Raw genomic sequence first — 12,972 nt, forward strand, 5'->3', positions numbered from 1 at the left:
CTGACAACACATTAAGAAGCCGGGATAACTGGCCGTGAACAATGATCATTGGGAGGAATTTGAAATGAATCTGATCAGACGCACGGTACTGGGCGCGCTTGCGGCGCTGCCCTTCGCCGGTTTGACGGCTGGGGTCAGTCTGGCCCAGGACACAATCGTTTTGGGTGAGGTGAACAGCTATACCCGTCTGCCCGCCTTTACCGAGCCCTACAAGAAAGGTTGGGAACTGGCGGTCGAACAGATCAATGCCGCAGGCGGGATCGATGGCAAGCAACTGGAAGTGATCAGCCGGGATGATACCGGTGATCCAGCCACCGCAATTCGGATCGCCGAGGAACTGGTCTCAAAAGACGGTGCAGTTCTGATCTTTGGCACCTTCCTGTCCAATATCGGTCTGGCGGTTTCCGATTTTGCCAAGCAGAAAGAAGTCCTGTTCATCGCTTCCGAGCCCCTGTCCGACGCGATTGTCTGGTCCAAAGGCAACAAATACACTTATCGCCTGCGCCCCTCGACCCACATGCAGGCCGCGATGCTGGCCGAACAGGCCGCCAAGTTGGATGCCGTGAAATGGGCGACTGTCGCGCCGAACTACGCCTATGGGCAGGATGCGGTGAAGGCCTTCAAATCCGAACTGACCAAATTACGCCCCGATGTGGAATTTGTCGAAGAACAATGGCCACCGCTGTTCAAAATCGACGCGGGTTCCACCGTACGCGCGCTTGAGGCCTCGAAACCGGATGCGATTTACAACGTGACCTTCGGCGGCGATCTGGCCAAATTTGTTCGCGAAGGTTCGCTGCGGTTCCTGTTCGAGGATCGCGACGTGGCATCATTGCTGACTGGAGAACCGGAATACCTCGACCCGCTGGGGGCTGAGGCTCCTGAGGGTTGGATCGTCACCGGATACCCCTCGACCGACATCACTACGGATGAGCACAAAGCGTTTGCTGATGCATATATCGAGAAGTTCGGCGAAGCGCCAAAAACCGGTTCGATCGTCGGCTACAACTCGATCCTCGCCATCGCTGCAGCGCTGAAAACAGCCGGCTCCACAGATACCGACGCCCTTTTGGCCGCGATGGAGGGCCTGACCGTCGACAGCAGCCCAACCGGCCCCTTTACCTTCCGCGCGGCTGACCATCAGTCCACGATGGGCGCCTATGTTGGCAAGACTGGGACAGTCGACGGCAAACCATCGATGGTCGATTGGTCGTACGCCGACGGGGCTGATTACTTGCCCAGCGAAGACGACGCAGCGGCCTTGCGTCCGGCGGAATAAGCCGGCTGTGGCGGGGCAATATCTGCCCCGCCCTACAAAAAGAACACGAACAAGGGACGGTGGCCCGATGGGGTTCTATTTTGCACAGCTACTGACTGGATTGGCGAACGCTTCTTCGCTTTTCCTGATCGCATCCGGGCTTTCGATCATCTTCGGCGTCACGCGGATCGTGAATTTTGCGCATGGCTCGTTCTATATGGTCGGCGCTTATCTCGCTTACACACTGGTCACTCTCTGGAGCGGCAGCATTCTTGGATTTTGGGTCGGCGTAATTTTGGCGGCAATAATCGTCGGGGTGATCGGCCTGATCATCGAACTCACTATCCTGCGCCGCATTTACCACGCGCCCGAGTTGTTCCAACTGGTCGCAACGTTTGGCGTCGTTTTGATCTTTCAGGATGGCACGCTGGCGATCTGGGGCGCAGAGGACCTGCTGGGTCCGCGCGCGCCGGGGTTGGATAGTGCCGTTCGCATTATGGGAGAACCAATTCCCGAATATGACCTCGCCTTGATCGCTATCGGGCCGGTCGTATTGCTGGCCATCTGGCTGCTGTTCCACAAAACCCGCTGGGGTGTTCTGGTGCGTGCCGCGACCCAAGACCGCGAGATGGTCGGGGCGCTAGGCGTCAACCAAGCCTGGTTGTTTTCGGCAGCATTCGTATTGGGGTCATTCCTGGCTGGATTGGGCGGCGCGCTGCAAATCCCGCGCGAGGCGGTATCGCTGCAGATGGATCTGTCGATCATTGGTGAGGCCTTCGTTGTGGTTGTCATCGGTGGTATGGGCAGCGTGTCCGGCGCGTTTGTGGCGGCGGTTCTGATCTCGGTCCTGAACGCATTTGCCATCCTGATCTTCCCGCAGATCTCAATCGTTTTACCCTTCATTATCATGGCGATTGTCCTGATCTTCCGCCCGCATGGTCTGTTTGGCAAACCGGGCAGCGAAAAAGGAGCACCCGAGGAGCCGGACCAACCACTTGCGCTGATGGATCAGAAATCAGCAATGGTGCTGATGGCTGCGCTGTTGGTTTTGGCCCTTAGTCCCTTGTTCACTGCAGATTTCACCTCGGTCCTGATGGTCGATGTGATGGTCGCGACGCTATTTGCCGTATCGCTTCATTTCATGATGGGCGTCGGCGGCATGGTCAGTTTCGGACATGCCGCCTATTTCGGCGTTGGTGCCTATGGTGCCGCGATGGTGGTCAAATTCCTTGGGTTCGGCATGATCTCGGCTATGTTTTTCGGCCCGGTTTGCGCGGCCATAGCAGCGCTGTTCTTCGGCTGGTTCTGTGTTCGGCTGTCGGGCGTTTACCTTGCCATGTTGACCCTGGCCGCAGCCCAGATCCTATGGGGTGTCACGTTCCAATGGCAGGAATTCACGGGCGGGGATGATGGCATCCTTGGTGTATGGCCTGCGAAATGGGCCAGCTCTGACAAGGTTTATTTTTACATCGCCTTCGTCCTTTGTATTGGCGGAATATGGGCGCTGCGTCGTGTGGCCTTCTCTCCGTTCGGCTATATCCTGCGCGGCATACGCGACAGCCAAACCCGGGCTGAATCGATCGGCATCGATACCCGGTTTCATCAATGGATGGGCTTTGTGCTGGCGGGTGGCTTTGCCGGTTTGGCCGGGGTCGTCTTTGCATTTTCAAAGGGCAGCGTCTTTCCTGACAGCCTCGGCATCGCGCTGAGCATCGACGGTCTGATCATGGTTCTTCTGGGTGGCATTCACGCGCTGGCGGGTCCGATCCTTGGGGCCGGTGCCTTTGTCCTGATCGAAGATTGGGTCACGCGGTTAGACTATTGGCGTTTCATCTTCGGGGCCATCATTCTAATCGTTGTCCTAGTGGCACCTGACGGAATTGCGGGCGGTGTCCAGCGCCTGCTGCGCGGCCTGAAAGGAGGCCGCGCATGACCAACGTTCTCGAAGTCCGCAACCTGTCTAAATCCTTTGGCGGCGTGCAGGCCGTGAAGGGTGTGAATTTCGATCTGAAGGAAGGGGAATTCCTTGCCCTGATCGGTCCCAACGGCGCGGGCAAAACCACATGTTTCAACATGCTGAATGGCTACCTGAAACCGGATGCAGGCTCGGTATCCTTGCGCGGTCAGGCCCTGATCGGCCATCCGCCGCGCAAGATTTGGCGTATGGGCGTTGGTCGAACGTTCCAGATTACGGCGACCTTCCTGTCGATGACCGTTGTGGAAAACGTCCAGATGGCGCTGATCTCGCATCACCGCCGGGTGTTCGACCTGTTTTCCCGGGCGACGCGGATGTATGTGGATGAGGCAATGGCGTTGCTGGAACTTGTTTCGATGCAGGATCAAGCCGGGCGGGCATGTTCGGAACTGGCGTATGGCGATCTGAAAAGGCTGGAACTGGCGATTGCCTTGGCGCATGAACCCGCCCTACTGCTGATGGACGAACCGACGGCGGGCATGGCACCGTCCGAACGGCTAGCCCTGATGGCGTTGACCGCGGAAATCGTGGCTAAAGGCGGCGTGAGTGTCGTGTTCACCGAACATGACATGGACGTCGTTTTTGCCCATGCCCATCGTATTCTGGTGCTGAACCGGGGTGAGTTGATCGCCGAAGGCACAGGGTCTGAAATCCGCACCAACCCATTGGTCCAAGAGGTATATCTGGGCGGTGGCTCAGTCTTTGAAGCGGAGAGCGCCCATGCTTGATGTCAAAAACCTTGGGGCCTGGTACGGCCGTGCGCAAATCCTCAACGGTGTTTCGCTGAGCGTCGGCGAAAACGAGGTGGTTGCGCTGATGGGCCGGAACGGCGCGGGCAAATCGACCACCATGAAGTCCATCATGGGATTGGTGCGTCACATCAATGGCACCATCCGCTATGCCGAACGCGAGGTTCAGGGGAATACCCCTCATGCGATCTGTCGCCTTGGCATGGGTTATGTCCCCGAAGACCGTCGGATTTTCGGGGATCTGACCATTGAAGAAAACCTCGAAGTCGGACGCCGCGAACCACGTCCAGATGCACCCGAATGGACACAGGAACACTTATTCGATCTGTTCCCAAATCTGGCTGAGCGTCGCAAGAACCTGGGCAAGCAACTTTCGGGTGGAGAACAACAGATGCTGACCATCGCCCGTACATTGATGGGCAATCCCAAGCTGGTCTTGTTGGATGAGCCATCAGAAGGGATTGCGCCGGTCATTGTTGAACAGATGGCCCGCGTGATTGCGGAACTGAAACGAGAGGGGCTGTCGGTGCTGATCAGTGAACAGAACCTACACTTTGCGCGGATCGTGTCGGACAGGGCTTATATCATCGAAAAAGGCGAAATGCGGTTTGAAGGCAGCTTTGCTGACCTCGACGAAAACCCAGAAATTTCAAACACCTATCTTGCCGTCTAATACCTTGGTCTTGTGGGAAGGACTAGGCTTTGTTTATTATAGTACAAACAATTGAATCAGGCAGGAGCCGTCATGACGGAATCGATTGAAAGCTATGCGCTTGACGAGCAGGTCGGCTATCTTTTGCGGCTGGCGAACCAGCGCCACGCGTCGATTTTCCAGTCACACACATTGGACGGCCTGACGCCAACGCAGTTTGCTGCGCTGATCCGTATTGCAGATTTGGGCAAGTGCTCTCAAAACCGGTTGGGGCGGCTGGCGGCAATGGATGTTGCGACAATCAAAGGGGTCGTTGATCGCCTGCGTCAAAAGGGATTTGCGGTTGTCGAACCCGATCCGGACGACAAGCGACGCACATTGATTTCGCTATCCCCCGAAGGCGAGGCCATGGTCGCGCGGATGAAAGATGTCGGTCAGCAGATCACCAACGAAACGCTCAAGCCGCTGACGGCCGCTGAACAGCGCAACCTTATCCGTATTCTACGAAAAATCTCATGATTTGGCAGGCCGTTTGGCCGACGCCTTGTCCAACTGCAATTCAGACCGGGAAAACCGAATCGGGGTGCGCAGACCGGGCACGCCTTCCGGGTTAATCTGCATCTCGCGATGCTGAATCTGCGGGTCGCTTAGTGCCTCGTGCACTGAATTGATCGGGCCACCGGGCAAGCTATGTTGTTCAAGGGCCGCCAACAGATCAGCCTTGGTCCATTTCAGACAGGAGTTCGTCAGCAATTCAGTCAACGCAGCGCGATTTTCCACACGGTCCGCATTGGACATGAACCGTGTATCGTCGATCAACCCCGGCAGGCCCAGTATTTCGCATAGGCTTGCATATTGCCGGTCGTTTCCGCAGGCGATGATGATGTGTCCATCCGCCACCGGAAACACCTGATAAGGCACGATATTGGGATGGGCGTTACCCAGTCGCGTTGGGCAGGCACCCGAGGCCAGATAATTCATCGCCTGATTGGCCAGAACGCCCGTCATGCAATCCAGCAGGCTCAGATCCACGTGCTGTCCCTGCCCCGAGCGCTCTCGTTCTGCAAGTGCAGCCTGAATGCCGATCACCCCGTAGAGACCCGTGAAGATATCTGCAAAGGCAACGCCGATCTTTTGCGGCTCTCCTTCTGGGTCGCCCGTCAGGTCCATGATCCCGCTCATACCCTGGATAAGAAAATCGTACCCTGCCCGATGGGCATAGGGTCCATCCTGACCGAACCCAGTGACGGATGCGTAAACAAGTCCGGGGTTGATCTGTTTGACGCTATCATAATCCAGGCCGAATTTCTTCAACCCGCCGACCTTGAAGTTTTCGATCAGCACATCCGCATCGCGGATCAGATCCAGCAACTTGGCCCGATCACCCGCATCCCGGAAATCCAATGCGATACTGTCCTTGCCCCGATTGGCCGCGTGGAAATAAGCGGCTGTCTTATCGCCATCGCGTTCGATAAACGGAGGGCCCCATTTTCGGGTATCATCCCCCTCGGGGCTTTCGACTTTGAGCACATCCGCCCCCAGATCAGCCAATGTCTGCCCGATCCAGGGCCCGGCCAGAATGCGGGCCAGTTCGATCACTTTCAGTCCGTGCAAGGGGGTGCTCATGGGTTGAACCTTTCAAAACTCTGCTGCGATCGACCAACTAGCGTCCGGGATCGAATCCTACAACTTTTCCAACAGCATGAGTCCGATGTTTCGACAAACCACTTGTCAGTCATACTACCCTGCCGAAGCGCCGTATTTTCGTTAGTACACTAACTTTTTTCACATTTGGGTCAAGAGTCCGGCACAGGAATTTTTCATTCGTACAAAAACGTATTGACAGGCACGTATTTCTCACAATACTCATTCGTATACTAACGAATAGGCACTCCATGACTTACGTCGTCACCGAAAACTGCATCAACTGCAAATTCACCGATTGCGTGGAAGTTTGCCCAGTGGATTGCTTCTACGAAGGGGAAAATACGCTGGTCATCCATCCCGACGAATGCATCGACTGCGGTGTGTGTGAACCGGAATGCCCCGCCGACGCAATCCGCCCGGACACTGAGGACGGGATGGAGACGTGGGTCGAACTAAACGGCAAATACGCTGAGGCGCGGCCCGTCATCACCGAAAAGAAAGACCCGATGCCCGACGCGGACGACTGGAACGGCAAAGAAGGCAAGCTTGCGCTCTTGTCGGATGCCCCGGCAGAATAGGAGACTAATATGTCGCTGGATTCTACGACCAAAACTGGCTTCCCCATTCCGGCGGGCGTGTTCGCCCAAACCGTGACCGAGGTGAAGCACTACACCGACCGGTTGTTCAAATTCCGCATCACCCGTCCAGCGTCCTTCCGGTTTCGGTCGGGTGAGTTTGTGATGATCGGTCTGCCGAATGCGGAAAAACCCGTGTTCCGCGCCTATTCCATTGCCTCGCCCAGTTGGGACGAAGAGATCGAGTTCTATTCGATCAAGGTTCCCGGCGGCCCACTTACCGAACACCTGCAGAAAATCCGCGAAGGCGACACGGTTTTGATGCGCAAAAAGCCCACCGGCACATTGGTCAATGACGCGCTATTGCCGGGCAAACGGCTTTGGATGTTCTCGACCGGCACCGGCATTGCGCCTTTTGCCTCGCTGATCCGCGACCCCGAAACCTATGAGAAGTTCGGCGAAGTGATCCTGACCCATACCTGCCGGGAACAGGGCGAACTGGACTATGGAAAAGAACTTGTCGCGGCGCTCAAATCCGATCCGTTGGTAGGCGAGATGGCACAGAATTTGCGGCACTATTGCACCCTCACGCGTGAGGACTATCCGTTCAAAGGTCGGATCACCGATCTTATGGCATCGGGCAAAGTGTTCGATGATTTGGACCTGCCGCCAATCTCACCTGAAACCGATCGCGGAATGATCTGCGGCTCGATGGCGATGCTGCAGGATACCAAGGCCGCGCTGGAAGGGTTCGGTCTGGAAGAGGGCGCGAACAACAAACCTGCAACTTTTGTGGTCGAACGCGCCTTTGTCGATTGACCAACCGGGGCTCTGCCCCGCCCTACACCGGGATCTGGTGAAACGCTCTCACACCAGATCCCGCGTGTCTCGGGGCTTACTGATTGTCCCGCTTTCCTGTCTTGTTCAGAAACGCCTCCATCCCGGCCCGCGCTTCGGGTGAGGATTGGGCAATCGCCGCAGCCAGGCTTTCGGTAAAGAAGCCATCACTGGCCGACATGTCATTGATGCGCGTGATCGCCTGCATCATCATGTAGTTTGACAGCGGTGCGTTCTCGGTCACGCGCCGGGCCAGCTCCATCGCTTTGTCGAACACGGTTCCGTCCGGCTCAACATAATGTGCCAGCCCCAGTTGCAACCCTTCGTCCGAGCCATAGCGGCGGCCGGTCAGCATCATCTCCATCATCCGGCTGGCCCCGATGATCCGGCCAACACGTACCGTTGCGCCGCCACCTACAAAGATCGCGCGGCGTCCTTCGGGCAGCTCATAGAATGTGTCCTGCTGCGAGACGCGGATATGTGCGGTCATGGCCAGTTCCATCCCGCCGCCCAGCACACCGCCGTTCATTGCGGCCACAACCGGAACCCGGCCGTATTCGATCTTGTCAAAAATCCGGTGCCATAGGCGACATTCATGCATCGCCCCTGCGGCGTCGCGCATCGAATGTTCCAACAGGTCCAGCCCGGCACAGAAGTGCTGACCGGAACTGCGGATCACAACTGCGCCGATCTCATCGGGAAGGGTGTCAAAATAATGCTCGATCTCGAACAGCAGCCCGTGATTGATCGCATTGAACTTGGCAGGTCGGTCCAGCGTCAGGATACCAACCGGGCCGTCTGTCTCTGGGGTGATATGTGTATATTCCATTGCAAAGCCTTACTTGGGTTCCAGACGGATCGCGCCGTCCAGACGCACGCATTCACCGTTCAGCATGGTGTTTTCGATCATGTGCCCTGCCAAGCGCGCAAATTCAGCCGGCTGCCCAAGGCGCGACGGAAAGGGAACCTTGGCACCCAGACTGTCCTGAATCTCTTGCGGCAGCAAATCCATCATCGGGGTCGAGAAGATACCCGGTGCAATCGCCATGACCCGAACGCCCGAGCGCGCAAACTCCCGCGCCGCAGGCAAGGTCAGACTGGCCACCCCACCTTTCGAGGCAGAATAAGCCGCCTGCCCGATCTGCCCCTCAAAGGCCGCCGCCGACGCGGTGTTGATGATAATCCCCCGCTCGTTATCCTCAAGCGGTTCATTTTGCATGATCCGCTCAGCCGCCAGGCGCATGACATTAAAGGTGCCAATCAGGTTGATCTGAACCGTTCTGGCGAACCCGTCCAGCGCCGCCGGGCCGTTGCGCCCTACGATCCGCTCGCCATGCGTTACGCCGGCGCAATTGACGACAACACGGGGCAAACCATTGGCGGCAGTTGCCGTGTCCAGCGCCGCAGCAACCTGGGCCTCTTTGGTGACGTCGCAAGGCGCGGCAATTGCCCCCATCTGCTTTGCGGCCTCGTCCAGTTTGTCGCCGGGCAAGTCGAACAGGGCCACTTTCGCCCCGCATGATGCAAGATATTCGGCCGTCGCGAACCCCAACCCCGAAGCACCGCCAGTCACGATTGCGGATGCGTTTTCGATTCTCATTCCATGTCTCCCTGTGTGCCCCGTACGCCATGACGCAACGAAATCAGGCTTCGGTCTTGCGCGATTTCCTGATGCATCATACCCGTTAAGTCAGAACTTAGTGAACGATCAATAATACATTTGCATACTAACAATTTTTTGGATAGCCTGATTTTCAAAATATGCATCATGTCGTGTCCATGACGACCAGATGACAGGGAGAGGAAAGATGAGCATTTCAGCCCGGCAAAGTGAAGACGGTGTTGTGCCTATCCAAAAATTCGCGCCTTCAAAGGTGTTGCGAGAAGACCTAAGCGATGGCGCCTTTGTTTTGCGCAGCCCATACCCGCTGAATGTGGATGTACAGTGCGTTTCTGAATATCTGGAACGCTGGGCGGAAGAAGCACCCGATCGCCTGTTTCTGGCCGAACGTGGGCCAGACGGTGAATGGATCAGCGTCACCTATTCCGAGGCTTTGACGCAAACCCGCTCACTAGCTGCGTTTCTTCTGAACAAGGGACTGGGTAGAGATCGCCCGCTTTTGATTCTGTCAGGCAACTCGGTCCGGCACGGTCTGCTGATGCTGGCTGCTATGCATGTGGGCATTCCGGTAGTGCCGGTTTCTGTCCCTTACTCTCTGTTCGACGAGTCGCTGGCCAAACTGCGCCATATCGTCCGGACCACCAATCCCGGTATGGCCTATGCCGATGATGCCAAGGGCTTTGCCCATGCTTTTGAGTTTCTCGCCTCGGAAGGCATCGAACAGCTGTCGGACGATGGCGCACTGACATTTGAACACGCCCTGGAAGCCACAGCTGACGAACCGGTTGCCCAAGCGCGGGCCGTGATTGACCATGACACGCTGGCCAAGATTCTGTTCACTTCCGGCTCGACCGGGTTGCCCAAGGGCGTGATCGTAACGCAGCGCATGATGTTGGCCACTCAAGAAGCCGTGGTGCAGATTTGGCCGTTTCTGGAAAGCGCCCCACCTGTCGTGGTTGATTGGCTGCCCTGGAACCATACGTTCGGCGGCAATTTCAATTTCAACATGATGCTGCGCAACGGCGGCAGCTTCTATGTTGATGATGGCAAACCCGTGCCGGGTGAAATCGAAAAGACAATTCGCAACGTGCGCGACGTATCGCCCACTCTGTTCTTCAACGTCCCGCGCGGTTTTGACATGCTTTTGCCGGTCCTGCGCGAGGACACAGCCTTTCGCAACGCTTTTTTCAAGCGGCTTGACCTGATCTTTTTCTCTGGTGCGGGGCTACCCGACCATCTTTGGGAAGGTCTGGAACAATTGGGCCTGCAGGAAAGGGGCGAGAAAATCCCGTTTGTAAGCGCCTGGGGCCTGACCGAGGCGATGATGGCCACATGTGTGCACTTCCCCATCGAAAAGGCAGGAGTCATCGGGGTGCCGGGTCCGGGATCCGAGCTGAAGTTTCTGCCCAATGGTGGCAAGCTGGAAATGCGGGTCCGCGGACCGCATGTGACAACAGGTTATCTGAACAACGCCGAAAAAACCGCCGAGGCGTTTGACGAGGAAGGGTACTTCCTGACTGGCGACGCGGGACGCCTGCAAGATCCAGATGACCCATCAAAGGGCATCGTATTCGATGGCCGCATCTCTGAGAATTTCAAACTGATGACCGGCACTTGGGTCGCCGTCGGCAACTTACGCGTTGCATTGCTGCAGGCCCTCAGCCCGATTGCCTCGGATGCCGTCATTACCGGTCATGACCGGACCGAAATTGGTGCGCTGCTGTTCCTGAACGTAGATGAATGCAAAGTCCTGACCGGACGGGGCGACACTTTGGCTGGCTATGCCGACGATCCGGCAATACGCGCCTTTCTCACTGAAAAGCTGGCTGCATACAATGCCGGGCAAACCGGCAGCGCCACACGCGTGAAGCGCGTTCGCATCGAACACGACGCCCCGTCAGTTGAAAAGAACGAGATCACCGACAAAGGCTATATCAATCAACGCCTTGCGCTAGAGCTTCGGGCTGACGCGGTCACTGGCTTGTATGATGGAGCCGCGGATGTGATCGTATCAGGAAAGGCCGCCACATGATCGACTACACCGCCTCTGAAGCCGAGATTGCATTCGTCCTCAAGCATATCGGTCGGCCCGAGCGGCTGCCAGATTGGAGCGACGATCTGGCCGAGGCCGTAATCCCAGCCTTAGGCCGCTTCATCAACACCGAAATTGCCCCTTTAGACATGATCGGCGAGGAACACGGCGCGCGTTTGGAAAATGGCCGGGTGCGGATGCCACCAGGCATGGTTGCCGCCTATAAACGCTATGCCGATGCCGGTTGGCCGGGCCTTTGTGCGCCTGAAGAATTTGGCGGGCAAGAACTGCCACACATTCTGGGCGCGGTTCTGGCGGACATGCTGGCTGGCGCGTGTATTTCCTATGAGATGGTGCTGAGCCTGGCGCAGGGCTGCATTCGAACTCTGAATGCCTCGGGCAATGACGATCAAAAGGCGCGGCTGTTGCCGCCGCTGGTGTCCGGTGAATGGATGGCATCGATGTGCCTGACCGAACCGGATGCGGGGTCAGATCTGGGTCGGATCAAAACAACCGCTACGCCCGATGGTGATGACTACGTGCTCAGCGGAACAAAAATCTTCATTTCGGGCGGTGACCACGACTATACCGACAACGTCTTGCATCTGGTGCTCGCGCGCACCCCGGATGCGGCACCGGGGGTCAGGGGTCTCAGCCTGTTCGCCTGCCCTGCCGTGTTACCCGATGGGACACGTAACCGGGTTCAGACCGTGCGGATCGAAGAAAAGATGGGGATGCATGCATCACCCACTTGTCAGATGGCGTTCGACGGCGCAAAGGCCGAATTGTTGGGCCATGAAGGCCAAGGTCTGGCCGCCATGTTCACCATGATGAATGCCGAGCGCCTGGATGTGGCCCTGCAGGCCGTGGGCCAGATGGACGTGGCCTTTCAGCGTTCGCGTTTGCATGCCGCAGGTCGGCGCCAGGGAACGACATCAGAAGGCACGGCGCTGATCACCGAACACGGTGACGTTCAGCGGATGTTGCTGGATATCTACGCCTATACGCTGGGATGCCGGGCGATGGTCTATCGCACTTTTGTGGATATGGATTTGGGCGCCGATCAGGGGTTGCTGGATATCCTTACTCCGACCTGCAAGGCCTTTGCGACCGACGCAGTCAACGCGGCCTCAAGCCATGCGGTACAAATCCACGGCGGCTATGGATTCTGCAAGGAATACCGCGTTGAACAGATCATGCGCGACAGCCGCATCATGGCGATTTACGAAGGCACCAACGGCGTTCTGGCGACCGGAGTTGCCCGCCGCGCGATCCGCGCAAATGGCGGCGCGGCGGCGCAAGCTTTTGCCGATTTGGCCTCAACGGGCCCCAGCTCGGTCGAGCTGGCCGATGCGATCGACGCCTGGAAATCCGCAACCCAAGTCATGCAAAGCTATACGGATATCGGACCGTCGGTCTCGGACTATATGCGGCTGACCGGGCTGGTATATTTTGGTCGCGCCTGGGCGGATCTCGAGGCCGCCGCGGACAATGCCCCGGAGCCCGAATTGTTGCGCGCCACTGCGGCCCATGTCCGGGCGCGCATCCTGCCGGAAGCCGGTTTGTTGCGGCACCGCATCCTTAATCCAGAACCCACGCATTCTGCGGCGATCTTTGCCGCGTGAA

General features: G+C 57.4%; 12 protein-coding genes. 9 read left to right on the top strand and 3 right to left on the bottom strand.

Going from position 1 to position 12,972, the window contains the following annotated elements; genetic code table 11:
* Nucleotides 1-64: 64 nt before the first annotated feature.
* The 5 genes from AC2FGC_RS09285 to AC2FGC_RS09305 all read left to right on the top strand — a co-directional run bounded on the left by AC2FGC_RS09285 (nt 65) and on the right by AC2FGC_RS09305 (nt 5,153).
* Nucleotides 65-1,279 (top strand): ABC transporter substrate-binding protein, encoded by a 1,215-nt coding sequence (locus tag AC2FGC_RS09285; RefSeq protein WP_496724846.1) that lies wholly within the window; start codon nt 65-67, stop codon nt 1,277-1,279.
* Between the two features lie 67 nt (nt 1,280-1,346).
* Nucleotides 1,347-3,191 carry an ABC transporter permease gene (locus AC2FGC_RS09290; protein WP_496724848.1) on the top strand — a complete coding sequence of 615 codons (1,845 nt, stop codon included), beginning with the start codon at nt 1,347-1,349 and terminating at the stop codon, nt 3,189-3,191.
* Entirely contained in the window at nt 3,188-3,961 is a 774-nt protein-coding gene (locus AC2FGC_RS09295) for an ABC transporter ATP-binding protein (protein ID WP_496724850.1), read from the top strand. Before AC2FGC_RS09290 ends, AC2FGC_RS09295 begins: the two co-directional genes overlap by 4 nt.
* Nucleotides 3,954-4,655, top strand: coding sequence for an ABC transporter ATP-binding protein (locus AC2FGC_RS09300; protein WP_496724852.1), 702 nt, complete (start codon nt 3,954-3,956; stop codon nt 4,653-4,655). Before AC2FGC_RS09295 ends, AC2FGC_RS09300 begins: the two co-directional genes overlap by 8 nt.
* A 72-nt stretch (nt 4,656-4,727) precedes the next feature.
* Nucleotides 4,728-5,153: a MarR family winged helix-turn-helix transcriptional regulator gene (locus tag AC2FGC_RS09305; protein WP_108859585.1), complete on the top strand. Its 426-nt coding sequence runs from the start codon at nt 4,728-4,730 to the stop codon at nt 5,151-5,153.
* Here AC2FGC_RS09305 and AC2FGC_RS09310 read toward each other — a convergent pair.
* Nucleotides 5,148-6,260, bottom strand: coding sequence for a CaiB/BaiF CoA transferase family protein (locus tag AC2FGC_RS09310; RefSeq protein ID WP_496782139.1), 1,113 nt, complete (start codon nt 6,258-6,260; stop codon nt 5,148-5,150). The two genes, AC2FGC_RS09305 and AC2FGC_RS09310, sit on opposite strands and share 6 nt — an antisense overlap.
* 269 nt (nt 6,261-6,529) lie before the next feature.
* Here AC2FGC_RS09310 and fdxA point away from each other — a divergent pair, with 269 nt between their 5' ends.
* A complete protein-coding gene (gene fdxA / locus AC2FGC_RS09315) occupies nt 6,530-6,859 on the top strand; it encodes a ferredoxin FdxA (RefSeq protein WP_496782141.1) in 330 nt (109 codons plus the stop codon).
* A gap of 9 nt (nt 6,860-6,868) precedes the next feature.
* Nucleotides 6,869-7,675, top strand: a complete 807-nt coding sequence (locus AC2FGC_RS09320) for a ferredoxin--NADP reductase (RefSeq protein WP_496724854.1) — start codon at nt 6,869-6,871, stop codon at nt 7,673-7,675.
* A 76-nt stretch (nt 7,676-7,751) separates the two neighbouring features.
* Here AC2FGC_RS09320 and AC2FGC_RS09325 read toward each other — a convergent pair whose 3' ends face one another.
* Nucleotides 7,752-8,522 (bottom strand): crotonase/enoyl-CoA hydratase family protein, encoded by a 771-nt coding sequence (locus tag AC2FGC_RS09325; RefSeq protein WP_496782143.1) that lies wholly within the window; start codon nt 8,520-8,522, stop codon nt 7,752-7,754.
* A 9-nt stretch (nt 8,523-8,531) separates the two neighbouring features.
* Nucleotides 8,532-9,293 (bottom strand): SDR family NAD(P)-dependent oxidoreductase, encoded by a 762-nt coding sequence (locus tag AC2FGC_RS09330; protein WP_496766258.1) that lies wholly within the window; start codon nt 9,291-9,293, stop codon nt 8,532-8,534.
* Nucleotides 9,294-9,501: 208 nt separating this feature from the next.
* On the opposite strand from AC2FGC_RS09330, the gene AC2FGC_RS09335 reads away from it, so the two are divergent.
* A complete protein-coding gene (locus AC2FGC_RS09335; protein ID WP_496766256.1) occupies nt 9,502-11,346 on the top strand; it encodes a feruloyl-CoA synthase in 1,845 nt (614 codons plus the stop codon).
* A complete protein-coding gene (locus AC2FGC_RS09340; protein ID WP_496782145.1) occupies nt 11,343-12,971 on the top strand; it encodes an acyl-CoA dehydrogenase family protein in 1,629 nt (542 codons plus the stop codon). The genes AC2FGC_RS09335 and AC2FGC_RS09340 overlap by 4 nt, the downstream gene beginning before the upstream one ends.
* Nucleotide 12,972 lies beyond the last annotated feature (1 nt).

Source organism: Ruegeria sp. CDSC054, from assembly GCF_059610645.1.

Bases quoted from the DNA above. Each gene is read 5' to 3' on its own strand.
- fdxA (WP_496782141.1), top strand. From the start codon at position 6,530: ATGACTTACGTCGTCACCGAAAACTGCATCAACTGCAAATTCACCGAT.
- AC2FGC_RS09325 (WP_496782143.1), bottom strand. From the start codon at position 8,522: ATGGAATATACACATATCACCCCAGAGACAGACGGCCCGGTTGGTATC.
- AC2FGC_RS09320 (WP_496724854.1), top strand. From the start codon at position 6,869: ATGTCGCTGGATTCTACGACCAAAACTGGCTTCCCCATTCCGGCGGGC.
- AC2FGC_RS09305 (WP_108859585.1), top strand. From the start codon at position 4,728: ATGACGGAATCGATTGAAAGCTATGCGCTTGACGAGCAGGTCGGCTAT.
- AC2FGC_RS09330 (WP_496766258.1), bottom strand. From the start codon at position 9,293: ATGAGAATCGAAAACGCATCCGCAATCGTGACTGGCGGTGCTTCGGGG.
- AC2FGC_RS09285 (WP_496724846.1), top strand. From the start codon at position 65: ATGAATCTGATCAGACGCACGGTACTGGGCGCGCTTGCGGCGCTGCCC.
- AC2FGC_RS09295 (WP_496724850.1), top strand. From the start codon at position 3,188: ATGACCAACGTTCTCGAAGTCCGCAACCTGTCTAAATCCTTTGGCGGC.
- AC2FGC_RS09340 (WP_496782145.1), top strand. From the start codon at position 11,343: ATGATCGACTACACCGCCTCTGAAGCCGAGATTGCATTCGTCCTCAAG.
- AC2FGC_RS09300 (WP_496724852.1), top strand. From the start codon at position 3,954: ATGCTTGATGTCAAAAACCTTGGGGCCTGGTACGGCCGTGCGCAAATC.
- AC2FGC_RS09335 (WP_496766256.1), top strand. From the start codon at position 9,502: ATGAGCATTTCAGCCCGGCAAAGTGAAGACGGTGTTGTGCCTATCCAA.
- AC2FGC_RS09310 (WP_496782139.1), bottom strand. From the start codon at position 6,260: ATGAGCACCCCCTTGCACGGACTGAAAGTGATCGAACTGGCCCGCATT.
- AC2FGC_RS09290 (WP_496724848.1), top strand. From the start codon at position 1,347: ATGGGGTTCTATTTTGCACAGCTACTGACTGGATTGGCGAACGCTTCT.